The organism is Novosphingobium sp. HR1a (assembly GCF_015594425.1).
Classification (GTDB): domain Bacteria; phylum Pseudomonadota; class Alphaproteobacteria; order Sphingomonadales; family Sphingomonadaceae; genus Novosphingobium; species Novosphingobium resinovorum_A.
On record NZ_JABXWS010000091.1, the window covers coordinates 1 to 26,767 of the forward strand.

Annotated in this window: 23 protein-coding genes and 1 pseudogene; 11 read left to right on the forward strand and 13 right to left on the reverse strand. The window is 67.6% G+C overall.

Annotated features, from left to right (window positions below; translation table 11 throughout):
- The first annotated feature begins 58 nt into the window (after window positions 1-58).
- The 9 genes from HWN72_RS23955 to HWN72_RS23995 all read left to right on the forward strand — a co-directional run bounded on the left by HWN72_RS23955 (window position 59) and on the right by HWN72_RS23995 (window position 10,755).
- Window positions 59-694, forward strand: a complete 636-nt coding sequence (locus tag HWN72_RS23955) for an urea amidolyase associated protein UAAP2 (protein WP_211151585.1) — start codon at window positions 59-61, stop codon at window positions 692-694.
- Window positions 691-4,287 (forward strand): urea carboxylase, encoded by a 3,597-nt coding sequence (gene uca / locus HWN72_RS23960; protein ID WP_211151586.1) that lies wholly within the window; start codon window positions 691-693, stop codon window positions 4,285-4,287. Before HWN72_RS23955 ends, uca begins: the two co-directional genes overlap by 4 nt.
- Window positions 4,284-6,044, forward strand: a complete 1,761-nt coding sequence (gene atzF / locus HWN72_RS23965; protein ID WP_211151587.1) for an allophanate hydrolase — start codon at window positions 4,284-4,286, stop codon at window positions 6,042-6,044. The genes uca and atzF overlap by 4 nt, the downstream gene beginning before the upstream one ends.
- Before the next feature lie 151 nt (window positions 6,045-6,195).
- Window positions 6,196-7,128, forward strand: coding sequence for a YncE family protein (locus HWN72_RS23970; protein WP_211151588.1), 933 nt, complete (start codon window positions 6,196-6,198; stop codon window positions 7,126-7,128).
- A 254-nt stretch (window positions 7,129-7,382) separates the two neighbouring features.
- On the forward strand, window positions 7,383-8,321 hold the full coding sequence (locus tag HWN72_RS23975; RefSeq protein WP_008831937.1) for a LysR family transcriptional regulator: 939 nt from the start codon (window positions 7,383-7,385) through the stop codon (window positions 8,319-8,321).
- A gap of 94 nt (window positions 8,322-8,415) precedes the next feature.
- Window positions 8,416-8,568, forward strand: a complete 153-nt coding sequence (locus HWN72_RS23980; protein ID WP_172705143.1) for a hypothetical protein — start codon at window positions 8,416-8,418, stop codon at window positions 8,566-8,568.
- Entirely contained in the window at window positions 8,568-8,969 is a 402-nt protein-coding gene (locus tag HWN72_RS23985; RefSeq protein ID WP_008831936.1) for a hypothetical protein, read from the forward strand. The genes HWN72_RS23980 and HWN72_RS23985 overlap by 1 nt, the downstream gene beginning before the upstream one ends.
- Before the next feature lie 99 nt (window positions 8,970-9,068).
- Complete coding sequence (locus HWN72_RS23990) at window positions 9,069-9,407, forward strand: UrcA family protein (RefSeq protein WP_008831935.1); 339 nt, start codon at window positions 9,069-9,071, stop codon at window positions 9,405-9,407.
- 328 nt (window positions 9,408-9,735) lie between these two features.
- On the forward strand, window positions 9,736-10,755 hold the full coding sequence (locus HWN72_RS23995) for a class 1 fructose-bisphosphatase (RefSeq protein ID WP_036525317.1): 1,020 nt from the start codon (window positions 9,736-9,738) through the stop codon (window positions 10,753-10,755).
- A gap of 61 nt (window positions 10,756-10,816) precedes the next feature.
- Here HWN72_RS23995 and HWN72_RS24000 read toward each other — a convergent pair whose 3' ends face one another.
- The 3 genes from HWN72_RS24000 to HWN72_RS24010 all read right to left on the reverse strand — a co-directional run bounded on the left by HWN72_RS24000 (window position 10,817) and on the right by HWN72_RS24010 (window position 15,427).
- Window positions 10,817-11,434, reverse strand: a complete 618-nt coding sequence (locus HWN72_RS24000) for a TetR/AcrR family transcriptional regulator (RefSeq protein ID WP_036525054.1) — start codon at window positions 11,432-11,434, stop codon at window positions 10,817-10,819.
- Window positions 11,435-11,494: 60 nt separating this feature from the next.
- Window positions 11,495-12,892, reverse strand: coding sequence for a carbohydrate porin (locus HWN72_RS24005; RefSeq protein ID WP_036525053.1), 1,398 nt, complete (start codon window positions 12,890-12,892; stop codon window positions 11,495-11,497).
- 105 nt (window positions 12,893-12,997) lie between these two features.
- Complete coding sequence (locus HWN72_RS24010) at window positions 12,998-15,427, reverse strand: glucose/quinate/shikimate family membrane-bound PQQ-dependent dehydrogenase (protein WP_211151589.1); 2,430 nt, start codon at window positions 15,425-15,427, stop codon at window positions 12,998-13,000.
- A 174-nt stretch (window positions 15,428-15,601) separates the two neighbouring features.
- Between HWN72_RS24010 and HWN72_RS24015 the strand changes: the two genes are divergently transcribed.
- Window positions 15,602-16,918 (forward strand): NAD(P)/FAD-dependent oxidoreductase, encoded by a 1,317-nt coding sequence (locus HWN72_RS24015; protein WP_008833336.1) that lies wholly within the window; start codon window positions 15,602-15,604, stop codon window positions 16,916-16,918.
- Here the strand turns inward: HWN72_RS24015 and speD are convergent.
- The 10 genes and pseudogenes from speD to HWN72_RS24060 form a co-directional block, all read right to left on the reverse strand.
- A complete protein-coding gene (gene speD / locus HWN72_RS24020; protein ID WP_036525050.1) occupies window positions 16,881-17,279 on the reverse strand; it encodes an adenosylmethionine decarboxylase in 399 nt (132 codons plus the stop codon). The two genes, HWN72_RS24015 and speD, sit on opposite strands and share 38 nt — an antisense overlap.
- 2 nt (window positions 17,280-17,281) lie before the next feature.
- Window positions 17,282-18,898 carry an FAD-dependent oxidoreductase gene (locus HWN72_RS24025; RefSeq protein ID WP_036525048.1) on the reverse strand — a complete coding sequence of 539 codons (1,617 nt, stop codon included), beginning with the start codon at window positions 18,896-18,898 and terminating at the stop codon, window positions 17,282-17,284.
- A complete protein-coding gene (locus HWN72_RS24030) occupies window positions 18,888-20,438 on the reverse strand; it encodes a polyamine aminopropyltransferase (RefSeq protein WP_069709369.1) in 1,551 nt (516 codons plus the stop codon). The genes HWN72_RS24025 and HWN72_RS24030 overlap by 11 nt, the downstream gene beginning before the upstream one ends.
- 5 nt (window positions 20,439-20,443) lie before the next feature.
- Window positions 20,444-20,653 carry a DUF350 domain-containing protein gene (locus tag HWN72_RS24035; protein ID WP_036525045.1) on the reverse strand — a complete coding sequence of 70 codons (210 nt, stop codon included), beginning with the start codon at window positions 20,651-20,653 and terminating at the stop codon, window positions 20,444-20,446.
- A gap of 18 nt (window positions 20,654-20,671) precedes the next feature.
- The gene (locus HWN72_RS24040) at window positions 20,672-20,818 is read right to left on the reverse strand and encodes a hypothetical protein (protein ID WP_197524483.1); all 147 of its coding nucleotides are present in this window, start codon (window positions 20,816-20,818) and stop codon (window positions 20,672-20,674) included.
- The gene (locus tag HWN72_RS24045; protein ID WP_211151590.1) at window positions 20,815-22,062 is read right to left on the reverse strand and encodes a DUF4178 domain-containing protein; all 1,248 of its coding nucleotides are present in this window, start codon (window positions 22,060-22,062) and stop codon (window positions 20,815-20,817) included. Before HWN72_RS24045 ends, HWN72_RS24040 begins: the two co-directional genes overlap by 4 nt.
- The gene (locus HWN72_RS24050) at window positions 22,059-22,724 is read right to left on the reverse strand and encodes a DUF4178 domain-containing protein (protein WP_036525039.1); all 666 of its coding nucleotides are present in this window, start codon (window positions 22,722-22,724) and stop codon (window positions 22,059-22,061) included. The genes HWN72_RS24045 and HWN72_RS24050 overlap by 4 nt, the downstream gene beginning before the upstream one ends.
- Before the next feature lie 19 nt (window positions 22,725-22,743).
- Window positions 22,744-22,815 carry a hypothetical protein gene (locus HWN72_RS32065; protein ID WP_375154542.1) on the reverse strand — a complete coding sequence of 24 codons (72 nt, stop codon included), beginning with the start codon at window positions 22,813-22,815 and terminating at the stop codon, window positions 22,744-22,746.
- A 277-nt stretch (window positions 22,816-23,092) separates the two neighbouring features.
- Window positions 23,093-23,731, reverse strand: a pseudogene (locus HWN72_RS32070) (SPFH domain-containing protein); the annotation flags it as partial.
- Window positions 23,732-23,822: 91 nt separating this feature from the next.
- Window positions 23,823-24,788: an alpha/beta fold hydrolase gene (locus tag HWN72_RS24060; protein WP_036525033.1), complete on the reverse strand. Its 966-nt coding sequence runs from the start codon at window positions 24,786-24,788 to the stop codon at window positions 23,823-23,825.
- A gap of 191 nt (window positions 24,789-24,979) precedes the next feature.
- Between HWN72_RS24060 and HWN72_RS24065 the strand changes: the two genes are divergently transcribed.
- Window positions 24,980-26,767, forward strand: coding sequence for a sensor domain-containing diguanylate cyclase (locus tag HWN72_RS24065; RefSeq protein ID WP_036525315.1), 1,788 nt, complete (start codon window positions 24,980-24,982; stop codon window positions 26,765-26,767).

Here is a 26,767-nt window from a genome sequence, read left to right on the forward strand (position 1 = left end):
TGCGCGCCTTCGAGAACGTCGAAGACTACTTCCGCCGCTGAACAAGGGACACGCGATCATGAGCACCGATCCTCACATGTCCGGCCTCACCGGCACCGTTCTCCACGACGTCGTCGTCCCCGCCCGAGCGCCCTGGCTGCATCACGTCAAGGCCGGGCAGACACTGCGTATCGTCGATCTTGAAGGCAATCAGGCCGTCGACTTCCTGCTCTATTCCGCCGCCGATGATGCCGAGCGCTACTCCGCGCAGGACACCGTCGCGGCGCAGGGCAACCTGTTCCTGCGCGAAGGCACGAAGCTGCTTTCGAATGAGGGCAATGCGCTGATGACCATCGCCGCCACCTCGGTCGACTACCACGACACCATCGGCGGCGCGTGCTCGTGCGAATCCAATACCTTGCGCTACGGTCATCACACAAAGTCTGAACACGCCTGCGTCGAGAACTTCCTGGAGGCCAACCTCCTCGAAGGGCGCGGCAAGCGGGACATCGTCTCCAACATCAACTTCTTCATGAACGTTCCTGTCGAACCCGACGGGTCGCTGGGCATCGTCGACGGAATATCCGCGCCGGGCCTGACCGTGGACCTGCGGGCGGAGATGGACGTGATCGTCGTCGTCTCCAACTGCCCGCAGGTCAACAACCCCTGCAACGGCTTCAACCCCACTCCAGTCCGGATGATCGTCACCGCATGAGCTTCGACACCGTCCTGATCGCGAACCGGGGCGCGATCGCCACCCGCATCATCCGCACGCTGCGCGGCATGGGCCTGAAGTCCGTCGCGGTCTATTCCGAGGCGGACGAGAACTCCAACCACGTATCCGAAGCCGACGAGGCCGTGTTCATCGGCGGGGCGAAGGCTTCGGAAAGCTACCTCAACATTCCCGCCATCATCGCCGCGGCGAAGAAGACCGGGGCAGGGGCAATCCACCCCGGCTACGGCTTCCTGGCCGAAAACGTCGAGTTCGCCGAGGCCTGCGCGGCGGAGGGCATCGTCTTCGTCGGCCCGACCACCGACAACATCCGCACCTTCGGCCTCAAGCACAGCGCCCGCGCGCTGGCCGCCGCGCACGACGTGCCGCTGGCGCCGGGCACCGACCTGCTCACCGACGAGGAAGCGGCGGTCAGCGCCGCCGCGTCGATCGGCTACCCGGTCATGCTCAAGGCCACCGCAGGCGGCGGCGGCATCGGCATGCGCGTCTGCACCGACGAGGCGCAGCTGCGCGACGGTTTCGCCACCGTGAAGCGGCAGGGGCAGAGCAACTTCGGCGACGCCGGGGTCTTCCTCGAACGCTACATCGGCCGCGCGCGCCACATCGAGGTGCAGCTGTTCGGCGACGGCGAGGGCCGCGTCATGGCTCTGGGAGAGCGCGACTGCTCGCTCCAGCGCCGCAACCAGAAGGTCGTCGAGGAAGCGCCCGCGCCGCTGCTGCCCGAGAGCGTGCGCACCGCGCTCTACGCCGCCGCCGTGCGTCTGGGCGAGGCCGCGAAGTATCGGTCGGCAGGCACCGTGGAGTTCCTCTACGACGCCGACCGCGCCGAGTTCTTCTTTCTCGAGATGAACACCCGCCTGCAGGTCGAGCACGGCGTCACCGAGATGGTGATGGGCATCGACCTCGTCGAATGGATGGTACGCGGCGCGGCGGGCGATTTCGCCTTCCTCGATGCGCCCGCGCCGACGATGACGGGCCATTCGGTGCAGATGCGTCTCTACGCCGAGGACCCGTCGCTCGATTATCGCCCGACTTCGGGCACGCTGACCGCGCTGGAATTCCCTGACGACATCCGCGTCGAAACCTGGTGCTCGGCGGGCAGCACCGTCAGCGCGTGGTACGACCCGATGCTGGCCAAGCTCATCGTCCACGCGCCCACCCGCGAGGAAGCGGTGGAAGCCGCCCGGCGCGCGATCGACGCCACCCGCGTGGACGGCATCGAGACGAACGTGCGCTGGCTGCGCGACGTGGTGCGCACCCCGGCTTTCACCAGCGGCGAGGTCTCGACCAAGGTGCTCGACGGCGTGGTGTTCACCCCGCGCGCCTTCCGCGTCGTCAGCGGCGGCACCGCGACCACGGTGCAGGACTGGCCCGGCCGCCAGCACTTGTGGGCGGTGGGCGTGCCGCCTTCGGGTCCGATGGACGACCAGTCGTTCCGCCTCGGCAACCGCCTGCTCGGCAATCCCGAGGGCACGGCGGGGCTTGAGGCCACCGTCACCGGCCCGACGCTGGCCTTCGTTTCCGATGCCCGCGTGTGCCTGATGGGTGCGGACTTCGGCGCCACGCTGGACGGTGTGGCGGTGGAACGCGGCGTTCCCATCGACATTGCCGCAGGCCAGACGCTGGCGATGGGCCGCGCGTCCTCGGGCGGTTTCCGGGGCTATATCCTGTTCGCGGGCGGGCTCGACATCGCGCCGTACCTCGACAGCCGCGCCACCTTCGAGCTGGGCCAGTTCGGCGGCCACGCCGCGCGCCGTCTGCTGGCGGGCGACACGATCCACCTCGGTTCGGAGCCCACCGACGCCGCGCTGCCCGCCGTCACGCTGCCCGCAATCGGCAACGAATGGACCTTGCGCGTCCTTTACGGCCCGCACGGCGCGCCGGACTTCTTCACGCCCGAGGACGTGGACATGGTCCTCAACGCCGAGTGGAAGATCCACTACAACTCCAACCGCACCGGCGTGCGCCTGATCGGCCCCAAGCCGCGCTGGGCACGCACTGACGGCGGCGAGGCAGGGCTTCACCCCTCCAACATCCACGACAACCCCTATGCCATCGGTGCGGTGGACTTCACTGGCGACATGCCGATCATCCTCGGCCTCGACGGGCCGTCGCTCGGCGGGTTCGTGTGCCCCTTCGTGGTGATCGCGGCGGACCGCTGGAAGATCGGCCAGCTCGCCCCCGGCGACAAACTGCGTTTCGCCCCCGTCACCATCGAGGATGCAGCCGCCGCCGATGCCGCCCAGCGCGCTTTCGTGGTGACCGGCGCGGTGCGGGAGGCCACCTCGGCGCGCAGCGTGGAAACGATGACGCCGATCCTTGCGGAAATCCCGGAAGGCCCCGGCCGTCCGCGCACGGTCTACCGTCAGCAGGGCGACCGCAACATCCTTGTCGAATACGGCCCGATCGTGCTCGACATCGAACTGCGCATCCGCGTCCATGCGCTGATGACCGAGCTGGAACGCCTCGCCGCGCCCGGCATCATCGACATCGTGCCCGGCATCCGCTCGCTCCAGCTGCATTTCGACGGTGTGGCGATGGATCAGAAGGCGGCGCTCGCCATGCTGATCGCCGCCGAGGAGCGGCTTGGCGACCTCGAGGACTTCACGATCCCCTCGCGCGTGGTCCACCTGCCGCTCAGCTGGCGCGACCCCGCGATCGTCGAGACGATCGAGAAGTACATGGCGACCGTGCGCGATGATGCGCCGTGGTGCCCGGACAATATCGAGTTCATCCGCCGCATCAACGGTCTGCCCGATCAGGCCGCGGTCGAGAACCTGATCTTCGAGGCGAACTACCTCGTCATGGGGCTTGGCGACGTCTATCTCGGCGCGCCGGTCGCGACGCCGGTGGACCCGCGCCACCGCCTCGTCACCACCAAGTACAACCCCGCGCGCACCTGGACGCCGCCCAACGTCGTGGGCATCGGCGGCGCCTATATGTGCATCTACGGCATGGAGGGGCCGGGCGGCTATCAGCTGTTCGGGCGCACCGTGCAGGTGTGGAACACCTACCGCCAGACGGACGCCTTCACCGAAGGCAAGCCCTGGCTGCTGCGCTTCTTCGACCAGATCCGCTTCTATCCCGTCAGCGCGGAGGAACTGGCCGACTGGCGCCGCGAATTCCCCGCCGGTCGCCGCGCGCTCAGGATCGAGCCGAGCGAATTCCGCCTCGCCGACTACCGCGCTTACCTGGCCGAGAACGCCGCCGGGATCGCCGAGTTCGAACAGCGCCGCAAGGCCGCCTTCGACGAGGAACGCGCCGAGTGGGAGCGCCTCGGCGAATTCGACCACGCCGCCGATCTCGCCGATGCGGACCTGCCCGCCGAGGAGGCGATCGAACTGCCCGAGGGCTCCGACTTGGTCGAGGCACCTTATGGCGGCAGCGTCACCCGCCTGCTGGTGCAGCCGGGCGATACCGTCGCGGCGGGAGACAAGATTGCGGTCCTTGAAGCGATGAAGATGGAATGCGCGGTGGAAAGCCCGGGCAGCGGCACGGTTTCGGCGCTCTACATGCGCGAAGGCCAGTCGCTGCAGCCCGGCGCCCCGATGCTCGCCCTGAGGAAACACGCATGACCCGTTTGAGCGCTACGAAAATCGCTGCCGCCGTCAGGGCTGGTGAGACCACCGCCGTCGCCGTGGCCGAGGACACTTTCGCCCGCGTCGAGGCCTACAATGCCGTCCAGCCGCAGATATGGATCAGCCGCGCCACCCGCAGCGAACTCTTGGACGCCGCCGCCGCCGTGGACGCCCGCGTCGCGGCGGGCGAGGACCTGCCGCTGGCAGGCGTGCCCTTCGCGGTGAAGGACAACATCGACGTCGCCGGGTTCGAGACGACGGCGGCCTGTCCCGCCTTTGCCTACGAGCCCGAGGACGACGCGGGCGTCATCGAACGCCTGCTGGCGGCGGGTGCGATCTGCGTGGGCAAGACCAACCTCGACCAGTTCGCCACCGGCCTCAACGGATCGCGCAGCCCTTACGGGATTCCGCGTAATGCCTCGAACCTGAACTACGTCAGCGGTGGGTCCAGTTCCGGCTCCTCGGTCGCGGTGGCGGCGGGGCTGGTGGCCTTCTCACTCGGCACCGACACCGCCGGATCGGGCCGCGTGCCTGCCGCGTTCAACCACCTGATCGGCATGAAGCCCACCAAGGGCCGCTGGTCCACGCGCGGCCTCGTCCCCGCCTGCCGCACGATCGACTGCATCACCGTCTTCACCGACGACACCGCCGATGCCCGGCTGGTGGACGGCGTGGTCGCCGCCTTCGATGTGGCCGATCCCTACTCCAAGCCGCTCGCGGACCAGCCTCTCGCCGTGAGGCGCATCGGTGTGCCGCGCCGCGAACAGCGGGTGTTCTTTGGCGATGGCGAGTCCGAATACCTTTACGACAAGGCGCTCGCCAAGCTGGCGACCTTGGGCGAACTCGTCGAGATCGACCTCGCCCCGCTGCTGGAGGCCGCGCAACTGCTCTACGGCGGCCCTTGGGTGGCCGAGCGGACCGCCGCGATGGAGGGTATCCTCGCCGCCAACCCGCTCGCGGTCGATCCCACCGTGCGTGCGGTGGTCGAGCCCGGCAAGGCGATGAGCGCGGTCGAACTGTTCAACGGGATCTACCGCATGGCCGACCTCAAGCGCCACGCCGACCTCCTGTGGGCCGACATCGACATGATGGCCTTCCCAACCACCGGCACCACCTACCGTGTCTCCGAGATGCTGGCCGCGCCCATCGCGCTCAACAGTAACCTGGGGCTCTACACCAATTTCGTGAACCTGCTGGACATGGCCGCGCTGGCCGTTCCCGCCGGTATCCGCGCCAATGCCACCGGCTTCGGGATCACCCTGATCGGCCCGGCCGACACCGACCGCGCCTTGCTGGACGCGGCCGACGCCTACCTTGCGGTCGCGGACTTGCCCGCGCCGCCGCCACTCGATCTGGAGGGAAAGATGCAGACCGTGAAGCTCGCCGTCGTCGGCGCCCATCTGAAGGACATGCCGCTGCACTGGCAACTGACCAGCCGCGACGCCGAATTCGTCGGCGCCTTCGAGACCGCGCCTACCTACAAGCTCTATGCCATCGCCGACAGCGTGCCGCCCAAACCCGCGCTGGTGCATGATGAAGCGGGCGCCGCGATCAAGGTCGAGGTCTATGAACTGGGCGTCGCCGAGTTCGGCAGCTTCACCGTCGACGTGCCCGCGCCGCTCGCCATCGGCAACGTGACGCTGGCGGACGGCACCACGGTCAAGGGCTTCGTCTCCGAACCGCGCGCGCTGACCGGGGCGGAGGACATCACGCATCTGGGTGGTTGGCGCGCCTTCATCGCGAGCAAGGTATAAGCCTCTCTCCCCGCTTGCGGGGAGAGATACGAAGGCTTGCGGGCTTGTCCCGTTAGCCGCAGTTGAGAGGGGCCAGCGCGGGAGCATTCCCCTCTCCCAACCCTCTCCCCTGAAGGGGAGAGGGCTCCAAGCAACCAAAGGGGCAAAATCCATGCGCAAGTTCGGTCTGATGCTTCTGGCTGCCACGGCGGCATTTCCCGCCTTTGCGCACGCAAAAGAACCCGAGGTCATTCAGGTCCCGGGCTTCGCGGATTTCCTCGCGGTGGACGGCAAGACCGTCTGGGCGACCAACAAGGGCCGCGTCGAGCAGTGGTCGCGAAAAGGCAAGCTCGCCGAAGTCGCGACGGCACACCCCTGCGGCGCGATGGCGATCACGGCGGGCTCGCTGTGGGTCGCCGATTGCGAGGAAAAGGCGGTCAAGCGCATCGACGTGAAGACCGCGAAGATCGTCGCCACCATCCCCACCGGCATCGCCTCCAGCGGCGAACTCAACGTGGTCGCGGGCGACGGCTCGGTCTGGGTCGCCAGCGATAACGGCGCCGACGACCGTGGGGGCCTCGTCGCCCGCATCGATCCGGCGACCAACGCGGTGATCGCCTCGGTCCCGGTCGATCCGGGCACGTGGTATCTGACTTACGGCTTCGGCGCGGTCTGGGCGGTGAGCGCCACCAAACAGTCGCTCCAGCGCATCGACACCGCCACCAACACCGTCACCGCGAAGATCCCGCTCGGCAAGGAGCCCGGCTTCCTCGCGGCGGGCGAGGGCGGCGTCTGGGTGCAGGAGCAGGGCGACGGCACCCTCGCGCGGATCGACCCCGCGACCAACACGCTGGCCGGCCGAATCAAGGTCGGTGACAATCTCAAGTGGGGTGACGTCGATACCGGCGCGGGCAAAGTCTGGCTGCGCACCACCGACGACCAGGTCTTCGCGGTGATCGACCCGAAGGCGATGACGGTCGCCGCGCGCAAGGGCAAGGCGGCGGGCAGCGGGGCGCTGCGCTGGACCCCCAAGGGCGTCTGGACTTCGGCGCATGACGAGCACACGCTGACATGGTGGTCGAACGCGGTACTGCGCGCGAAGTAGTGCAAGGGGGCCAGGTAGCCCGCGATCTTGCTTGATCTGAACACTCGCCGTCATTTCCGCGAAGGCGGGAATCCATCTCCAGACCTCGCCGGTTGGACGGTCATAAGATGGGTCGATGACAGCGATACAATTGAGAGTGATCAGGCGTAGAGGGCCCTTAGGTGCCGTTAAGTACCGTCTGGGTGCCATCCAATCAGGGGCGCTTCATAAATTGCATCTATGACCCGGCTTTCGGACCGGCTACCCCTGTTGCCATGAGCGACGACACCCCGCTGACCGACCGTAAATTCGCCAGCCGGGTGGACTGGAACCTCATGCGCACATTCGTCGACATCGTGCGCGCCGGGGGGATCGGCGCGGCGGCAAGGGAACTCAACAAGCAGCAGCCGAGCATATCGGCCGCGCTCAAGCGGCTCGAGGACCACGTCGGCACCACCTTGCTGGTCCGCTCGGCGAACGGCGTCGAGATGACGGCGGCGGGCAAGGCGATGATGGCGCTGTGCGAGGACATGCTGGAATCCGCCCGCCTCGTGCCGCACCAGATCGCGCAGGCCATCCGCCGGGTCGAGGGGATCGTGCGCATCCAGATCGTTTCGGCCATCGTCTCGGCCGAGTTCGACGAGGCCATCGCCAGCTTCCACCGCCGCCATCCCGGCATTCGCATCGAAATCCGCGTTTCCTCCTGGCGGCAGGTGCTCGATGCGCTGGAACGCGGCGAGGTGGAGGTCGGCATCGGCTATGATAACAGCGTGCGCGGCGGGCTGGTCTACGAACCTCTGTTCGTCGAGCGCCAGCAGCTTTACTGCGGCCGCAGCCACCCGATGTTCGGCTATCGCATCAGCCAGCCGCGCGAGTTGAAGGACGAGGCGTTCGTCCTCGGCGGCGAGGACGAGATCGAGATCGTCACCCACTTGCGCCGCCGCTACGGGCTGGGTGCGCGCGTGACGGGCCTGGCGCAGGACATCAACGAGGCCCGGCGGCTGATCGTCTGCGGCGTGGGCATCGGCTTCCTGCCTGTCCCGGCGGTGCGCGCGGAGATCGAGCGGGGGCTGCTCTGGCCTCTGCTGCACGCGGACTTCGAGCCGTCGTACGAAATCTTCCTCCTCGCCCGCGCGGAGCCGGAGCGGGATACCGCCACGCAACTGTTCATCGACGAGGTTTTCCGCCGCATTCGGGCGATTCCTCGCGCATAGATGAAATCTATGCCCTTCATTGCAAATTTGTGTCTGCCGTGACGATCGGCGGCGCGTCACCTTTGTTTCCCTGGGGAAAAGGTGACTGCCGAGCATGCGTAAAGCCACGAAGTTCCAGTTCCGAGCCAAGGAAATCCGCCCTTCCAGTATGGGCGCGGCGGTTCTCAGGTTGCTGCGGGACGGCATCGCGGCACGCGCGCAGGCAGTAGGCTCCGTCCCCGCATCGCGTCCCAAGGGGCATTCGTGATGCGGCGGGAGGTGTTCTCCGCAGAAAACCGTCGCCGCATGGCCATCATGATGGCGGCAGCGGCGTCTTTTACGATCGGCACCTCCAACGCCATGGCAGCCTCCGGCCCGGCCACGAAGCTGGTGCCGTGCGGTGAAAGTAGCTGCCTGCAAGTTTCCGGCCACCGCTCCGATCCTTCTTCCCCGGTGCACATCAACGGCCGTCCTGTGACTGTCGAGGGTGGCAAGGCGTGGAAGGTAGTGTTGCCCTTGCAGACGGTGCGAGTCTGGTCCGCCCCTATCGCGCGGACCATCGCCGTCAGCGTGAGCGATGCCGACGCGCCCGGCACGCAGCAGGCCGAGTTGCCGATCGGTCTGCTCGGCCACGTCACCGAACTCGCACTGGTGGTACGCGGCCGCTGAATCCGGCCGATATCGGTAGATTGTCAGTTCCCCTGCAGAGCGCTATGACGTATGCGGCCGCCGTCCGAGTGGTCCTCGACATGTGTGCAGGAGATGATGATGAAGATTGGCCTGATGGCGCTCGCCGCCTGTGCCCTTACCGTTGCCGGTTCGGCTTCGGCAGCGACCGACGAAAACCCCTTTGCCCGCGATCAGGTCATGCTTGACCTCAAGGGTCTCGACCTTGCCACCACCGATGGCCAGCAGCGCCTCGCGATCCGCATGGACCAGGCTGCCCGCTCGGTCTGCGGCGAGGGTATGGCCCGCGTCCATCTCATGGCCGAGCGCAAGGCTCAGGACTGCCGCGCGGCGGTGAAGGCGGACATCCGCACCCGCATCGAAGCGCGCATGGCAACGGCCTCCACCCCCTCGCGCGTGCAACTCGCCAGCGCCCGCTGAGCGAAGTTGCCCGGCCGGTGATGCGCTCCGATTCGCGGGGGCGCGCCGGAACGGGCCTGCGATGAAGACATCTTCGCGCGGCGGTGATCCGCCGCGCTTTTCTTTTGCGCATCCGCGAACACCGGAAAACCGGACAGGACAAGTTGTCGCTGCGGCGAATTGCCTCCGTCGGATCGTGACCCGGTGCGGTTGAAGTAGCGTTTTGCGCAAGTTTCGCGCATGGTCGCCGCGTCGCGGAGAAACGGGGGAGGCGTGACGGCGCATCCCTGCCGCTCTTCATGCACCTTCAGATACGCCGTCCCGGCGCAGCGCCATGCGAAAGGCCAAGATGCAACCGATCACACTGACCCGCTTCCTCATCGAACAGCAGCGGCGCGAGGACAGCGCCTGCCCTTCCGAACTGCGCCTCCTCATCGAGACGGTCGCCCGGGCCTGCAAGTCGGTGACTTTCGCGATCTCCAAGGGCGCCCTCGGCGACGTGCTGGGCACGCTCGGCTCGGAGAACGTGCAGGGCGAAGTGCAGAAGAAGCTCGACGTCATCGCCAACGAGATACTGCTCGACGCGAACGAATGGGGCGGCCACCTCGCGGCCATGGCGTCGGAGGAGATGGAGACCATCCACCGCATCCCGAACCGCTATCCCAAGGGCGAATACCTGCTGCTGTTCGATCCGATCGATGGGTCGAGCAACGTCGATGTCGATCTGTCGGTCGGCACCATCTTCTCGGTCCTGCGCGCGCCGGAGAATTCGGCCGGGCGCGAGGTGACGGAGGAGGACTTCCTCCAGCCGGGCAGCGAGCAGGTGGCCTCGGGCTACGCGATCTACGGCCCGCAGACGCTGTTGGTGCTGACGCTGGGGGCGGGTGTCTACGAATTCACGCTCGACCGTGAAATGGGCGCCTGGCGCATGACCGACGGCCCGCTGAAGATCGCATCCGGCAACAAGGAAGTCGCCATCAACATGGCCCGCCGCGCGCAGTGGTCACCGGCCATCCGGCGCTACGTCGATGCCCGCGTCGGCTGCGAGGAAGGCCCGCTGGCGGGTGAGTACAACATGCGCTGGACGGGCTCGATGGTGGCGGACATCCACCGCATTCTCAAGCGCGGCGGCGTGTTCCTCTACCCTTCCGACCACCGCAAGCCCGGCAAGGCGCGCCTGCGCCTGCTTTACGAAGCCAATCCGATGAGCTTCCTCATCGAGCAGGCCGGCGGCACCGCCATCGACGGCGAGGCGCGCATCATGGATGCCAAGCCGACCGGCCTCCACCAGCGCATCGGCGTCGTCCTCGGCGACCCGGAGGAAGTCGCTGCCCTGCTCGAGGAAGCCGGGCAGATGGCGAGCGCGTGATCGCGGTATGATCGACGGGCGGAGGCTTTGTCTTCCGCCCGTTCTTCCGGCGAGGCAGGCGTTAGCTGGCCCGGCAGTAGGCGATGACGTTGGCGACCACCTGCTCGCGACGCTTCGCCGCAGCCGCCGGGCTGGTGGTATCGACCTTGAAGATGGTCGCAAACGTATAGCGGTTGGACACGAAGTAGAACGACAGCGCGCTGATCGTCATATGCAGGTCGACCGGGTCCAGCCCCGGGCGGAACGTGCCCTCGGCGACGCCGCGTTCGATAAGGGCGCGGGTGCCGGGCAGTACCGTTTCGTTGTACGTCTCGACCACTTCGCCGACATGCGGGGCGTGTCGCATGTTCTCGTCCATCACCAGTCGCACGAGTTCCGGGTGCTCGTAGTGGTAGTCGAACGTCAGTTCCGTCAGCCGCGCCAGGGCATCGATCGCGGGCATGTCGTCCAGCCCGGCGGCGAGTTCGGCCGAGCGTATGCCGCGATAGGCTTCAGTGAGGACCGCGCGATAGAGCGCTTCCTTGCTGCCGAAGTGATAGTAGATCATCCGCTTCGACGTGGCGGTCGCGGCGGCGATCTCGTCCACGCGGGCGCCTGCGAAGCCCTTGTCCGCGAAATGGGCTGTGGCGATCGCGATGATCTCTCGCCGGTTGCGTTCGGTGAAGCCGTCATCCTGCATGGCGCGCCCTATGGCCTTTCGAGGGCCGGGGGCGCAATGCCCTCAGCCCCTTTTTAACAATCAGATCTGCATCTTGACCTGCACGCCGAGTGCCAGCGCATCGTGCGTGGTTCGGTAGGAGAAGGCGCCCGGATCGACGATGTACTGCACGTCGGGACGGATATTGAGCCAAGGCGTCAACTGCAGGCCGTAGCTCATCTCGATCGCCGTCTCGCCTTCGGGCAGGGCGGTGTAGCCGTCCGCGAGGCCGAGGAATTCGGCGTGAAGCGCGCGCAGGCGCTCGTTGACCTGCGCGTGGATCACGCCCAGCGCGAGGGTGTCGGCGTCGCGGCCTTTGAAGGTGCCCAGCTTGAGGAAACCGGCCGCGTACCAGCGGGTGATCTGCGCCGACTGCTCCGGGTTGGCGGTGAAGTGGCCGAAGATCGAGAGGCCGCGCTTGCCGTTGCCGCCCTTGTCGCGCAGGATCATCTGGTCGCCCAGCACATAGCCGCCGAAGCGACCGGTCACGCGGCCCGGGGTGCCCTGCCGGTCGGCATTGGCGGTGTCGTAGTAGAAGCCCACCTTGTAGTGGCCGGGCATCACGTGACTACCGGGCGTGGCGCCGGGATCGTACTCCAGTTCCAGCGGCAGGACGACACCGGTAGTCTTGCCTGCGAACGGTTTGAAGGCGTTCTTCTCCAGCCCGAGGTCGGGGTTGGTCTGGTAGACGCCGGTGCGCACGATCAGGTCGGGGCGCAGCTTGTAGCGCACCGCCAGCCCCCAGCGGGCGTTGGGATAGTTATACCAGCCGGTGCTGCCGCTTTCGGACAGCGGGTGCGCGCAGAATGCCGCGTTGACGAGGTTGCAGCCGATCGACAGGCCGCCGAGGTCATTGCCCATCGCAAAGAAGCCCGCGCGCAGGTTCAGGCGGCCGCCATCGAAATTCTGTTCCCAGGTCAGTTCGCTCAGGCGTGCATAGTAGCCGCCCGCTGCTTCCTGGATCGGCAGGCGGTTGCCCACGAAGTCCGACGAGATGCCGATGCCGCGCCGGTCGTTGATGGTCAGGTGAATGGCGCCGCCGTCGATCCCGGCGATCTTGTCCATGTCGAGATCGACGCCCGCGCGGATCTGCTGGACATAGGCGGTGCCCCGGCGCTGGCCGCCGTCGACGTTGGAGAAGGTTTCCGAGACGTAGTCGGCGCGCACGGTGACGCCCGCGTCCTTCAGGTCGGTGCGCACGCCGCCCCAGTCGCCGGTCAGCGTCTCGCGCGGATGCGGCGCGTGCAGAGGTCTGGCGGTGGAGGCGCCCTGCGTGGAAGTCGGCCGATGGTCCTGCGCGGTGCCTGCAGTTGCGGTGGCGCCGGTCACGACGACGTTGGTTGCGGTGCCCGCCTCGGCGTCTTCTGCCAGAGCGGTCATCGGGAAAGTGAATGCGCAGCCTGCGGCGAGCGCTGCGAGAGAATGGATGCGACGGCCCATGGCCCCCTCCTGCTGCTGCTCCCGCGCGCGGCGAGTTCCGGCGCGGGGCAGCTTTGTCTGGTCGTTGGAATTGGGGGGCAGGCCACCGGCCCGCCCCCCATCAGGTCAGGGCAGCTTGTAAGCGACCACGTAGTCGCCGCGCTGCTTGGATTGTCGGGCACCACCGGCGGTGATGACGATGTACTGCTTGCCGGTCTTCGGCGACTTGTAGCTCATCGGTCCGCCTTGGCTGCCGACGGGCAGGCGACCCTTCCACAGCTCCTTGCCGCTGCCCGAATCGAAGGCGCGCAGGTAGAAGTCCTGGGTGCCGGCGATGAAGACGAGGCCGCCCTGCGTGGCGAGCGTGCCGCCCAGCGTCGGCATGCCGATCGGGATCGGCAGGCCCATGCGGATGCCCATCGGGCCGGTGTCTTCCACGGTGCCGACCGGGACCTGCCACTTCACCTTGCGGGTGTTCATGTCGATGGCGGTCAGGGTGCCGAACGGCGGAGCCTGGCACGGAATGCCCAGTGCCGAGAGGAAGCGGTCCTTGGTCACCGAGTAGGGCGTGCCCTTGAGCGGAACCGAGCCCATGCCGGTGTTGACGGCCTCGCCCGCGGCGCCGGCCTTGCCCTGCTGGGCCTTGGTCTGCGGGAACATCTGTACCCACAGGCCGAGGCGCATGTCGTTGGCGAAGACGGTATTGGTGGTGGGGTCGATCGACAGGCTGCCCCAGTTCATGCCGCCCAGCGAGCCGGGGAAGGCCAGCGACTTGTCGGTGCCCGGCGCGGTGTAGAGCCCTTCGTAGCGCATGCCCTTGAAGGCGATGCGGCACATCAGCTGGTCGAACGGAGTGGCGCCCCACATGTCCGCCTCGGTCAGCGTCTGCGCGCCGATCTGCGGCATCTCGACCGACCTGGGCTGGGTCGGCGAATAGGGCTCGCCGGGGATGTTGGCGGCCTTCACCGGGGTCTCGACGACCTTGGTGAGCGGCTTGCCTGTCTGCCGGTCGAGCACGTAGAGTTGGCCCGCCTTGGTGCCGATGACGACGGCGGGAACCTTGCCGCGACCCTTGACCGGGAAGTCGATCAGGCTGGGCTGCATCGGCAGGTCGAAGTCCCACAAGTCGTTGTGGACCGTCTGGTAGTGCCACTTCTCCTTGCCGGTGGTCGCGTCGAGGGCGAGCACCGAGGCGCCGTACTTGTGGTCGAGCGGGGTGCGCGGCACGCCGAACAGGTCGACCGACGAGCTGCCTACCGGCATGAACACGGTGTTGGATGCCGCATCATACGACATCGCCGACCACACGTTCGGGGTCGAGCGCGTGTAGGTCTGGCCCTTGGCGGGCATGCCGGTGATGGCGGGGTTGCCCGGGTCGAAGGCCCAGCGCAGCTTGCCGGTGATGACGTCGAAGCTGCGGATCACCCCGCCGGGCATGTCGATCTGGACGTTGTCGGCCACGCGGCCGCCGATGACGATGGTGGTGCCCGCCAGCGTCGGCGCGGCGGTGAGCTGGTACTGCGGATCGGGCGCATTGCCGAGGCCCGCGAGCAGATCGACGCGGCCATCGGTGCCGAAGCCGGTGCAGACTTTGCCGGTATCGGCGTCGAAGGCCATCAGCTTGCCGTCGATGGTGTTCATCAGGATGCGGCGTTCGCACGGCGCGCCCTCGGGCAGCGTCGCCGCAGTCACCGGGGTGGAGCCCGGCAGGCTGGGCTGCTGCAGCGGAGCCTTCGCATCGAAGTAGGCGAGGCCGCGGCAGCGCATCCAGACGGAGGCATAAGCGTTGACTTCGGCCTTCCACTTCTGCTTGCCGGTGTCGGCATCGAGCGCGATGACGTTGTTGTGGGGTGTGCAGATGTAGACGGTGTCACCCACCTGCAGCGGGGTGTCCTGGTCCTCGGCGCCATTGCCATCGCTCTCGGCGACGTCGCCGGTGCGGTAGGTCCAGGCGACCTGCAGGTTCTTCACGTTGTCGCGGGTGATCTGGTCCAGCGCGACGAAGCGGCTGCCGCCGGCGGTGTTGCCGTAAGCTGCCCAGTTCTTCTGCTCGCCGGCGGCATCGACCGGGGTGAGCGCCGCTTCGACGCCCGCGAAGGGCACGGTCGGGTGCGGCGAAAACATCGCGGCGAAACCGGCTGCAGAGGCGATGCCGACGATGGCGGCGGTGCCCAGTGCCGGGCGCCATGCGGGGACCATGCCCTGCGCTTTGCGCATCAGCGGCAGGGAAAGCGCCACCACCGTCATGCCGACGCCCAGCGCCAGCAGGCGCGAGATCAGCGGCCAGAACGCGAAGCCCACTTCCCACAGCGACCACAGGATCGTGGCAAGGAAGACCGCGCCGAACAGCACGGCGCCGGTCGGGCGACGGCGGGCGATGAGGAAGCCGGACACCACGAGCGCCAGCCCTGCGAGCAGGAAGTAGAAGCTACCCCCCAGGCTCACGAGTCGCGCGCCGCCGACGACGAAGAAAAGGCCCGCGGCCAGGATCACTATACCGAGCACCGCCAGCCATATGCGGCTAAGCAGGTTGCCCCCTTCAATCGAGCCGGACATGCGGCTTCTCCTCGAATTTTTCATCTCTGGGACCCTTTGCCCAATGCAATCGCGATCGGCTTGAGGTTACCCTGGAGCGACAGGAAAATCGGGCGGTGACACAACCGCTCAACGTGTGTACCAGTTAGTACATAACATTTCGCGCGGCAAGATGCCCCGAATGAAGGACCGCACGTGCAATCTCAGAAGACCCAGATCGTCATCGTCGGCGGCGGCGCCGCCGGGCTCGAACTCGCCACCCGGCTGGGTGCCCGCTATGGCCGCGCCCACCACGACATCATCCTCGTAGACGAGAACCGGACGCATATCTGGAAGCCGCTGCTGCATGAAGTGGCGGCCGGGTCGCTCGATGCGAACCTCGACGAGGTCGGCTATCGCGGCCACTGCCACAAGTGGGGCTACCGCTATTTCAAGGGCACGCTGGCGGGGATCGACCGAGCCGCGCAGCGCATCGACCTGGCCCCGATCCTCGACGATCGCGGCAACGAAGTCGTTGGCGCTCAGCAACTTCGCTACGATTACCTGGTGCTCGCCTATGGTTCGGTGACGAACGATTTCGGCACGCCGGGGGTTCGGGAGAACTGCATGTTCCTGGACCGCCGCGCCGATGCCGACCGCTTCCGCGACCGGCTGCTGGACCAGTGCCTGCGCGTCTCGCGGGCGATGCTGGTTGACGAGGCGAGCGACGCGCGGGTGCGCGTCTCGATCGTAGGCGGCGGCGCCACCGGTGTCGAACTCGCCGCCGAACTTTTCAATGCCGCCGACGCGCTGGGCTACTACGGGCTGGAGGTGTTCGACCGTGGCCGCCTCAAGGTCACGCTGGTCGAGGCGGGACCGCGAATCCTGCCCGCGCTGCCTGAACGACTCGCCGAGTCGGCACGGGACGAGCTGCAGAACCTGGGCGTGCGCGTCCGCACGGCGACGCCCATCGTCGAAAGCACCAGCGCAGGCATGATCACGGGCGACGGCGAACTGATCGAGGCCGACCTCCAAGTATGGGCCGCAGGCGTCAAGGCCAAGCCGATCACCGGCGGGCTCGACGGCCTCGAACTGTCACGCTCCGGGCAGGTGGTGGTCTCCCCAACCCTGCAGAGCGTGACCGATCCGAAAATTTTCGCGCTGGGGGACTGCGCGTTCTGCATGCTGCCCGGCCGCGACCGCCCCATTCCGCCGCGCGCGCAGGCCGCGCACCAGATGGCGGCGACCGCGTTCGACAACCTCAGGCGGCTGATGGACGGCAAGCCGCTCAGGGATTTCGATTACAGGGACCGTGGTTCGCTGGTGTCGCTCAGCCGGTTCTCGACAGTGGGTACGCTGATGGGCAACCTCGTCGGCGGGCGCATGGCGGTGGAGGGGCGGCTTGCCCGCATGATCTACCTGTCGCTGTACCGCATGCATCTGATCGCGATCCATGGCTGGCTGAAAGGCACCGCACTGATCGCGGTAGGCCACGTCAATCGCGTGGTGAGACCTCGCCTGAAACTCCATTGACGGCGACGGCCGGGCGCAGGCGGGGAATGAGCCGCCGTTCGCGCACGCTCGCCTGAAAACGGGCGCAGATGACACGCAAGGCCGCCTCGGGATCGGCTTCCTCTCCGCAGACGAACAGGTCGACGGCGGCGAGGCCATCCTCGGGCCAGGTGTGGATCGAGATGTGCGATTCGGCGAGCAGCGCCACTCCGGTGACGCCCATGCCCGCGCCGAAGTGATGCAGCCGCACGTCGAGGACGGTCAGCCGCGCTGCCGCAGCGGCTTCGCGTAGGGCATGTTCCACCCGCTCGACGTCGTCCAGGCCGTCGGCTGCGACTAGGTCGGCGATGAGATGGACGCTCGTTCCGGCGCGGTGAGTCATGGTCAGGCGATGCTCTGGAAGGCATGGCCAAGGTGGGCCAGCGCCGTTTCGGCGGCGGTCACGCCGTGGTGATGGGCTTCTTCGAACAGCGACAGGCCGCTGAGGTCGGAATGCGCGAACAGCACCGGCGGCCGCGCGGCGCGGGCGGCAAGGCGCTCCGGGTCGGACAGGAAGCCCGGTGTGGGCCGGATCATGGCATGGCCCCAGCGCCACACGTCGATGCTCTCGATCGCGCCGTCGAGGTCGGGGTTCATGGCCAGCAGGTCGTCGCGCACGATGTCCTGCCAGCGTTCCAGCGAGCGGGTCATCATGATCTTGCGGGCCTCCTCGGGCGTTTCGCGCGATAAGGGCATGTACCATGTCAGCACCGTCGGTCCCGCAGCGGCGCTGGCGGTCTGATGCGTGGCGACCACGTAGCCGAGCGCGTCGCTGGCGGTCGAGACATTGTCCCATGCGAGGGATACGCCCTTGCCCGCCGGTGGCCGCGAAAGGGTGACGTTGGCGACGACCCAAGGCGCGTAGGAGAAACCGCCGCTCGCGCACAGTGTCGGTGCCACGCGCGCGGCGACGAAATGCGGCATGGCGAGGATCGCGACTTTCGCGCGCAGGCGCCGACTGCGGCCTGCGGCGTGGTCGAAGACGTCCAGTTCGGCGCCGCCCTCGGTGGTGGCGGCAACGCGGAACACGCTGCAGGCCGGGCGCAGGTTTGCCCGGATACGCGCTGCCATCAGGCTCGCCAGCCGGTCGTTGCCTTCGGGCCAGGTGAGTTCGCGGTCACCGTCGCCGTTCGCGGCCCAGCCGCGCCGTGCGGCGAAGTAGTGGATGCCCGCCCAGGCCGAGACATGCTCCGGCTCGGCTCCGTAGTCGTCGCGGCAGCAATAGCGCAAGTATACGCGCAGGGCCGGGGCGGTGAAACCTTCGGCGTCGAGCCATTCGGCGAAGTTATGCCGATCGAGCGCGGTGAAGCGCGGGTCGGTGCTCGACAGGGGGGAGGGTACGGCAAAGGCAGGCCGTCCGTCCGCGCCCACAGCGCCGCGAAAGTCCGCCATGCGCCGTTCGAACGCGCGGCGTTGTGCCTGCTGCGCGGGAGGGAGGCCGGTTTGCGGGAAGAGGCCCTCCTGCCACTCGCCTCGCCAGAGCAGGCGTTCCTCAAGGTCGGCGCAAAGCTGATAGGGATCGTAGACCGGGCCGTCGGCCGTATCGCCCACGATCATGCCGAAGCCGCGCAGCATGTGGCGCAGCGCCTTCGCCTCGCGATTCGGGACCGGCAGGTAATGGGCGCCAAGCGGATAGGCGCTGACCGCATTGCGGCCCGACCGGGCATTGCCGCCGGTGTGCTCCTCCAGTTCGAAAACGGCGAAGTCGCCGAAACCCGCTTCCGCCAGCCGCCAGCCCGCCGCCAGACCGGCGACGCCGCCGCCTGCGATGACGACGTCGATGTCCTCGACCGGGCCTTCCGGCGCGGGAAACGCGCCGTCGCGAAGGCGGTGGCCGCGCTGCCAGTCGGCGCCGCCCAGGGTTCCGGCCATCACGGGCCGGGCGCAGCCGCTGAGCAGCGAGGCACCAACGGCCGCCGAGCCGCCTGCAAGAACCGCGCGCCGACTGGCATCAACCTTCATAATGGCCCCATTCGCGCGCGAAGCTGCGCACCAGCGCCTGGTTGTCGAGCCGGTTCACCGGGGTCGGGCGGCGCGCCATGTCGGGCGGGAAATCGAACATCGCGCGTTCGCTCGATGGGGTCAGGAAGCGCAGGCGCGGCGGCAGGCGCACGGCTTCGGCAAGGGGGCGATGCGCGGCAAGGGTGAAGCCCCATTCGCCGAAGCTGGGAACATAGGCGTGGTAGCCTCGCGCACGCAGCCCTGCGGCTTCCAGTGTGGTGGCGACCGTCCAGTAGGATTCGGGCGCGATCAGCGGCGAGGTGCTCTGCACCGTCATCACGCCGTCCGGCGCGAGCAGCCGGGCGACTTCGCGGTAGAAGCTCTCCGTATAGAGCTTGCCCAGCGAGAATTCGGTCGGATCGGGAAAGTCCACGATTACTGCGTCATACGTGCCGCGCGCCTCGCGAACCCAGCGGAACGCGTCGGCATTGTGGACGTGCATCCGGGGCGAGGACAGCGACCCGGCGTTCAGCGCAGCCAGTTGCGGCGTGTCGCGGAACAGGCGCGTCATCTCCGGGTCGAGATCGACGAGAGTGACATGCCGCACGCGCGGGTCGCGCAGCACTTCGCGGGCGGCAAGACCGTCGCCGCCGCCGAGGATCAGAACGGCGCTCGGGCGGGCGACGCGGCCGAGCACCGGCCAGACCAGCGCCTCGTGGTAGCGGTACTCGTCGCGGGTGGAGAACTGCAGGTTGCCGTTGAGGTACAGCCGCAGGTCCTCTCCCCGCCGGGTCAGCACCATGCGCTGGTAAGGTGTCGAGCGGGCATAGATCACCGGCTCGCTGTAGAAGGCGACCTCGGACCAGCGCTGCATCCGGTCGGCGGCGAGAAGTCCGGCAACGAGGCTGGCGGCCACGGCCAGCGCGGCGATGACGTCCACCGCGATCCGGCGCTGCCCGCGCAGCGCGACCAGCAGGGCGAGGGCCACGGCGACATTGGCGAGACCGAAGACGAACCCCGTGCGCATCATTCCCAGCCAGGGCACCAGCACCAGCGGGAACAGCAGCGATGCGATGAGCGCGCCGACGTAGTCGTAGGTCAGGACGTTGGAGACCAGTTCGCGAAAGGCGAAGCGGTGGCGCAGGATGCGGATCAGGAGGGGAATCTCCAGCCCCACCAACACGCCGATCGCCAGCACCAGCGCGTAGAGCGCGATGCGGAAATCCCCTACCAGCGGGAAGAGCAGGAACAACCCTGCCGCCGACCATCCGCCGAGCGCGGCGATCAGGATCTCGACACGGACGAAGACGCCCATCTCGTCGCGCCTGACGTGGCGGGACAGCCAACTGCCCACGCCCATGGCGAACAGATAGGTGCCGATCACCGTCGAGAACTGCGTGACGCTGTCGCCCAGCAGGTAGCTGGCGAGGGTGCCCGCGAGCAGTTCGTAGATCAGCCCGCACGTTGCGACCACCAGCACCGAGACGAGCAGGATCACCGCCAGCGAGGCGGGCGCGCGCTCCGAGGCGTCGGTCGGGACGAGAGGGGCGGCTTCAGCCACGATGGTCAGCCATGGATGGCGGCGGCGATGATGTTGGAGATGCCCAGCGCCACCGCGCCCGCCAGCAGAGCGACGGCCATGTTGCGGCGCTCGATGATCTCGCGCCACAGTTCGCCGGGGGTCAGCTTGTCGACCAGCACGAAGCTGAACACGAATATCACGATGCCGAGTGCGGCATAGAGCAGGGTGGCGAGGAAGACCGAGAGTGTCAGCATGGGCCGTCTCCTTGAAGGTTACTTGTGCGTCGGGCCGTAGGAGCCGCCCGCGTGCATGGGCCGCTCCTCGTCGGAGAAAGGCGACCAGGCATAATACGATGCGCTGAGGCACCCGGCCATGACCATCGCGATCCACAGCAGGAACAGGATCAGGCGCGGCGTCATCCGGCGTTCTCCTCGCGATAGCGGCGCCACACCGCGACGCAGGGGAACGCGAAAAGCAGCAACGCCGCCGTCCACCAGTTGCCCCAGGGAAGGGCGCCGGTCTCCGCCTCGATCGAGACGGAGACCGTCTCGGGCAGCGAGGACCATCCCGAGGTATTCGGCGGCGGGTCGCTGGGCCAGCCGTGGGCGGCGGCATCGACATAGAGGTCGTACGTGCCGCGCGGGACCTTGCCCAGCAGGGTCGAACCCTTGCGGCTACCCTCGGTCCACGACCCGTCGCTGTCGTAGCCGGAATAATGCTCGACGATGCCATAGCCGTCGATCGACTGGCCGGTGGCACGGTCGACGAGGCTGTAGTCGAGATCGACCCAGCGGTTGTCGAAATCGCTGCCGCGCGCGGTGACGGTCACGAACTGCCATGGGCGGCGGACGGTGAGGGTGCCAATCTTCACGCCCTCGCGCGTGGCGGCGAAGGGGGCATCGACGCTGCCGGAGGCGCGCTCCACCGGGCCGGAGATCAGCACCATCGCCAGCAGCAGCGCGACGAGAGCTGCGCTGGCGAGGCCAAACATCGTCGGCAGGTCGTCGAAGATGCCGGGCGACGGTACGGGACTACGGACGGCGCGCTTTGCTTTCAGAGGAACGAGGCCGAATGCCTCGGCGACGGTGCCGTCTTCCAGCGGGACAAGCTGGGTCCAGTTGACCTCCCCGCCACCGCCTTCGCGCGACAGCACGGTGTCGCCGCGTTCGTAGAGGGCCGCTTCCACAGTGTCGCCTGCACGCACGCGCCAGTAGAACTCGCCGAGCACGGCAGTGGTCTCGCTGGTCGATGCCTCGCCGTCGCGCGTGTAGCGTTCGCCGCGCCAGGTCACGGTGTCGTCATCGCCTTCGGGCAGGTCGAGCAGCATAGTGCCGAACTGCCATTCGCGATCGCTCAGGACCAGCCAGCGATAGCCCGCGTAAGGGTTGAAAAGAAGGTACTCTTCCCAGGTATAACCCGAATCCCGCCGTCGCAGCGCGCCGACGGCCTCCCATTCGACGTCGAACAGGGTGCCGCGCCTGCCGGGCGACAGGTGGAAGCCTCGGGCGGCCTTGTCATGCGCCTCGATGAGCGCGACTTCGGGGCGGGCGATGTCGAGCAGCGAGCCGCAATAGCTGCAGGCGAGGTTGACGCTGAGCCCCGCCGCGCGCACTTCCAGCGTGCCGCCGCAGTTCGGACAGGCGACCGTGCGCACGGCGGTCATCGCATCAGCTCGCGCGGGATGATCCACCCGTCGATCGCACGCAGGTTCGAGGGCGCGAGCGAGGCGAGGTCGCTGTAATAGCCCAGCCAGACCGACGCCCCCCGCGCATCGCGCTGCAGGCTTACCGCCTCACGGTTGGGGCCGCGAAAGTCGATGCTGGTCATCGTGCGACCCGGAAGCGTCGGGAACGGCAGGTCCCCCTCGCTACCGAGGCATTCGGCCTCCTTGCAGTCGATGGTCAGCAAGGTGACGCCTTCCACCGCGAGACGGGCGCCGACCGCGATTTGCCCGCCTGCCGCGAAGTCCGCGATCATCGGCTGTTCGAGGAGGTCGGCGCGCGCGGCGGTCAGCATGAACGCCCCCATCGCCTCGCCCAGCCAGCGCTCGGTGCCGTCGCCGCCATCGAGCAGCCACTCGTTCCACGAGCCGTCGGCCCAGCCCCAGCGGACCCGCCCGACGACGGTGAGCGCAAGTCCCTCGACCTGCAGGCCGGTGCCCAGCTGAATCGGCGAGACGTCGGGCGGCAGGACAGCAATCTTTCCGACGTCCTGCACCTCCAGCCCGTCACGCAGGAGCAGCGAGCGGCAGTAGGCGCAGGTGGTATAGGGCAGGACGCCGCTGCGCACAGGCAGGGCCGCGCCGCATGAAGGACAGTTGCTCACGTCTCCCCCCGAAGGCGTGTCAGCGGATGCGCGAGAGAAGCTCGGCCTTCTTGGCGTCGAACTCCTCCTGGCTGAGCGCGCCCAGGGTCACCAGCTTGTGCAGTTTTTCGATGGTGGCGATGGGGTCCTACGGCGGGAGCGGCGGCGGCCGTAGCCTGCGTGCCGAGGCCCTGCGCCATGGCGCCGCCGAGCGCCGTCGCTGCGGCCACGCCCGCGCCGATCCCGGCCACCGATCCGCCTTCCTGCCCGGCTGCGGCCTCGATGGCCTCCGCCGCCTGGAAGCGGGTGTAGTTGCCGAGGTCGCCCAGCACGCGCATCGAGGAGCCCTTGTCGAGATGGGCCTGCACTTCCTCCGGAAGCGAGATGCTCTCGACGTAGAAGGAGAGGCAGGTCAGGCCCCACTGCGCGAAGGCCTTGTCGACTTCCACGCGGATGCGTTCGGAGAGCGCCTGCTGGTTGGCCGCGAGATCGAGGAACGGCACCCCGCCGCCGCCGAGCGCGGTGGCGATCGCAGTCTGGATCGCGGCGCGCAGTTGCGGCTCGAGAGACGCAGTGCTGACGCCGTCGAGCGTGCCAAGGATCCGGTCCACGAACGGCTCGACCGCGGCGATGCGGAACGAATAGGAGCCGAAGGCGCGCAGGCGCAGCGGGCCGAATTCGGCGTCGCGTACCGTCACCGGCTGGCCGGTGCCCCACTTCAGGCCCTGTTGCTCCTTGAACGACAGGAACACGACGTCCGACTTGAACGGCGAGCGAAAGCCCTTGTCCCAGTGCATCAGGCTGGTGAGCACCGGCAGGTTCGCGGTATCGAGCCGGTGCAGGCCGGATTCGAAGGTATCCGCCAGATTGCCTTCGTTGACGAACAGCGCCATTTGGCCTTCGCGCACGGTCAACTGGGCGCCGTTCTGGATTTCGCGATCCTCGAACGGAACGCGCCAGGCAAGGTCGCCGGGCCGCTCCAGCCAGTCGATGACATCGACGAACTGCTTCTTCAGAAAACCGAACATTGGATCGCCCACTTCCGCCAGATGCCCGCAGCGTATCCGCAGTTCGTCGGGATGAAAAGGGAAATGGAAACAGGGATATCAGCCTGCTGGGTCAGAGGATCGGACGCAGGAAATCGGCGATCGCGGCGGACCACTGCCCGGGCTGCTGATCGACGATGTCGATGCCGCCGCCCTGCAGTTCCACCAGCTTGAAATCCGGGCGCATTTCCTTGGCTTTCAGGGCCGACTGGTAGAGCATGTCGCCGGTGTTGGTCAGAAGCAGCGTGGGCTGGCGGATCTTCATCAACGGTCCCTCCTGTCGGTAGGTCAGGCCCGCATTGTGGCCGTACCAGTAGGCACCGCGCTGGAAGGCGAGCATGGCCTGCACGACATAGTCGCTGATGCGCTCGGGGCTGATCGTGCCCATCGCATAGCGCTCGCGCGCCTCGGCCAGCTGGTTCATGTGGGCGGCATGCGGCAGTGCGCGGAACGCGCGTTCGCGGCCGCCGATGTCGGCGATCAGGGCGGCCCGCTGCTCCTCGGGAATGAAGAGGGGGCCGCAGATGACGTTGGCGATGACACGGTCGGGGAACCGGACCGCGACTTCGTTGGTCACCAGCGCCCCGGTATGATGGCCGACGACCGCCGCCCGCCGGATGCCGAGCGCGTCGAGCACGGCCGGCACCACCGCGGCATAGTCGCTGACGGCAGGTTCGAACGGCGGTTTGTCGGACAGGCCGAAACCGGGCAGGTCGATGGCGATCGGACGGAAGCCGTGGGCCACCAGCGGGGCGAAGACACGATCGAACTGGTTGGCGGTCATTACGGCCTGATGCAGCAGGACCAGCGGCCGTCCTTTTACCGCGTCGAGGTAGTGAATCTGGCCATAGGGTCCATCGGCATAGGCGCGGCGCATCTTCACCTCGCCGGTAGCGGGGGCGGGGGCGGGAGCGAGAGGCGCGGGCGCCTTGTCCGCCGCTGCCGCCGGGCGGGTAGCCAGCGAGGTGGCGACCACGCCTGCGCCCAATACTTGCCCCAATACCTGCATCGCCCGGCGACGTTCCAGAAACTCGTCCATGCAGCCCTTTCGATAAATCCGTACTGGTCACTGCAGAGTGCAGTTCCTGCGCCCGGAGCCCACATGTCATGCGGAGTTTGACCGCTCCTCGGCGACGGATGAGTGGCAGGGATGCACCTGCAAGCGGCGATTATTGGAAGATGTCCATATGTATTTACCCTAGGTAAACCATGTTTCACTAGGCGAGGATGATGATTCACGAGTCGTATCGTCGCAGCAGGTGGTATCCGGGGGAGGTGCTCGGCACCGCGCTCGCGTATTTCGCCTGTGCGTCGCTGGCGCTCGTGCTGACCCGTTTCGACGGCGGCATCGCGGTAGTGTGGCTGGCGGGGGCGGTGCTGTTCGCCCGGCTCCATGTCACGCCGCGCCGACGCTGGGCACCGGTGGTCCTGGCCTGTACTCCGCTGGCGATCTGCTCCTCGCAGCTGTTCGGATTCAAGGGCCTGACCGGGGTTGGCCTGCCGCTGCTCTGCATTATCGAGGCGGTCGGTGCGGCATGGCTGATGCGCAGGGTGTTTCCCCGGTTCGGCCGTTTCCAGTCGGTGGCGGAAGTCACAGCGTTCCTGGTCGTCTGCGGCGTCATGGTGCCTGCGGTGACGGCGCTGTTCGCGGCGGTCATGACCACGGCGGTGCGTAACATCGGCTTCTGGTCGGCCTGGCGGGACTGGTACGCCGGACATGCGCTTGGTTTCATCGTGTTCGCGCCGCCGCTACTGTTGTTCCTGCGCGGCGACGTCGCACACTGGACGCGCACCGCCGGGACGCGCGTACGCAAGCGGACATTCGGGCTGCTGGGGCTCGTGCTGCTCGCGTCGCTGGCGACATTCGGCCAAAGCAAAATTCCGCTCGTCGTCGTCCCGTTCCTGCCGATGATCGCCGCGACGTTCAGGCTGGGCCGGTTCGGTGCGGTTTCGTCCATCGTCATCCTGATCTCGGTTGGTCTCGGCTGTTCGCTTGCGGGGATCGGGCCGACGGCGCTGCTGACCGGCGGAATGGCGCTCAAGCTGCAGGTGCTGCAGATCTATTTCGCCTCGATCGTGATGCTGCTGCTGCCGCTCGCGGCGGAACTCTACGCGCGGCGGCGCATCGTCGAGCGTCTTCACGCGGCCGAAGCGCTGCACCGGCTCGTCCTCGACCGCATGAGCGACGTGGTGCTGCGCGCCGGCATCGACGGCACGGTGCGTTATGCCTCCCCCTCGGTCGAGCGCGTTACCGGCTATCCGGCGGCCGAGCTCGGGGGGCGGCCGCTGTTCAACCTTATCGTGCCGGACGACCTGCCGATGGTTCTCGACACGCGCCGCGTGGTGCTGGCGGCGCCGGAGGACAGCGCCATCATCGAATATCGCGTCATCCAGAAGAGCGGCGCGATCATATGGGTGGAGAGCCACGTGCGCGCGATGGTCGATGCGGACGGCAACATATCAGGCACCGTCAGCATCATCCGCGAGGTTACCGAACGCCGCCATATCGTCGAGGATCTCAAGAACAAGGCGATGACCGATCCGCTGACCGGCGCCTGCAACCGCCGCGCGTTCGACGATGCGCTGGGTGCGCTGGTTTCGTCGCCGCCGATCGGCGCCGAGCCGGGTTGTCTCGCGGTTTTCGACCTCGACCACTTCAAGCGGATCAACGACGAATACGGCCATGCCGCCGGTGACGCGGTGCTGGTGCGCTTCGTGGCCATCGTCCGGGCGGCGGTGCGCGAAGGGGATCTCGTCGCGCGGCTCGGCGGGGAGGAATTCGCCGTATTGCTAGCCGGCCTGTCGGTGGAGCACGCGCAACTGGTGTGCGAGCGCATCCGCACCCGCCTCGGCACGGTCGGCGTGGAAACGGCGTCGGGAAGCGTCATTGCCGCGACCGTTAGCGTCGGCATCGCACCGCTGTCCGTGGACAGCGACCCGGAGCGGATCGTGGCGGCCGCCGACGCGGCGCTCTACCGGGCGAAGCGGAGCGGGCGCAACCAGTCGGCCGCAGCCTGA

Excerpts from the sequence above, each read along its gene's own strand:
- HWN72_RS23955 (WP_211151585.1), top strand. The coding sequence starts at position 59 with ATGAGCACCGATCCTCACATGTCCGGCCTCACCGGCACCGTTCTCCAC.
- uca (WP_211151586.1), top strand. The coding sequence starts at position 691 with ATGAGCTTCGACACCGTCCTGATCGCGAACCGGGGCGCGATCGCCACC.
- atzF (WP_211151587.1), top strand. The coding sequence starts at position 4,284 with ATGACCCGTTTGAGCGCTACGAAAATCGCTGCCGCCGTCAGGGCTGGT.
- HWN72_RS23970 (WP_211151588.1), top strand. The coding sequence starts at position 6,196 with ATGCGCAAGTTCGGTCTGATGCTTCTGGCTGCCACGGCGGCATTTCCC.
- HWN72_RS23975 (WP_008831937.1), top strand. The coding sequence starts at position 7,383 with ATGAGCGACGACACCCCGCTGACCGACCGTAAATTCGCCAGCCGGGTG.
- HWN72_RS23980 (WP_172705143.1), top strand. The coding sequence starts at position 8,416 with ATGCGTAAAGCCACGAAGTTCCAGTTCCGAGCCAAGGAAATCCGCCCT.
- HWN72_RS23985 (WP_008831936.1), top strand. The coding sequence starts at position 8,568 with ATGCGGCGGGAGGTGTTCTCCGCAGAAAACCGTCGCCGCATGGCCATC.
- HWN72_RS23990 (WP_008831935.1), top strand. The coding sequence starts at position 9,069 with ATGAAGATTGGCCTGATGGCGCTCGCCGCCTGTGCCCTTACCGTTGCC.
- HWN72_RS23995 (WP_036525317.1), top strand. The coding sequence starts at position 9,736 with ATGCAACCGATCACACTGACCCGCTTCCTCATCGAACAGCAGCGGCGC.
- HWN72_RS24000 (WP_036525054.1), bottom strand. The coding sequence starts at position 11,434 with ATGCAGGATGACGGCTTCACCGAACGCAACCGGCGAGAGATCATCGCG.
- HWN72_RS24005 (WP_036525053.1), bottom strand. The coding sequence starts at position 12,892 with ATGGGCCGTCGCATCCATTCTCTCGCAGCGCTCGCCGCAGGCTGCGCA.
- HWN72_RS24010 (WP_211151589.1), bottom strand. The coding sequence starts at position 15,427 with ATGTCCGGCTCGATTGAAGGGGGCAACCTGCTTAGCCGCATATGGCTG.
- speD (WP_036525050.1), bottom strand. The coding sequence starts at position 17,279 with ATGACTCACCGCGCCGGAACGAGCGTCCATCTCATCGCCGACCTAGTC.
- HWN72_RS24025 (WP_036525048.1), bottom strand. The coding sequence starts at position 18,898 with ATGAAGGTTGATGCCAGTCGGCGCGCGGTTCTTGCAGGCGGCTCGGCG.
- HWN72_RS24035 (WP_036525045.1), bottom strand. The coding sequence starts at position 20,653 with ATGCTGACACTCTCGGTCTTCCTCGCCACCCTGCTCTATGCCGCACTC.
- HWN72_RS24040 (WP_197524483.1), bottom strand. The coding sequence starts at position 20,818 with ATGACGCCGCGCCTGATCCTGTTCCTGCTGTGGATCGCGATGGTCATG.
- HWN72_RS24045 (WP_211151590.1), bottom strand. The coding sequence starts at position 22,062 with ATGACCGCCGTGCGCACGGTCGCCTGTCCGAACTGCGGCGGCACGCTG.
- HWN72_RS24060 (WP_036525033.1), bottom strand. The coding sequence starts at position 24,788 with ATGGACGAGTTTCTGGAACGTCGCCGGGCGATGCAGGTATTGGGGCAA.
- HWN72_RS24065 (WP_036525315.1), top strand. The coding sequence starts at position 24,980 with ATGATTCACGAGTCGTATCGTCGCAGCAGGTGGTATCCGGGGGAGGTG.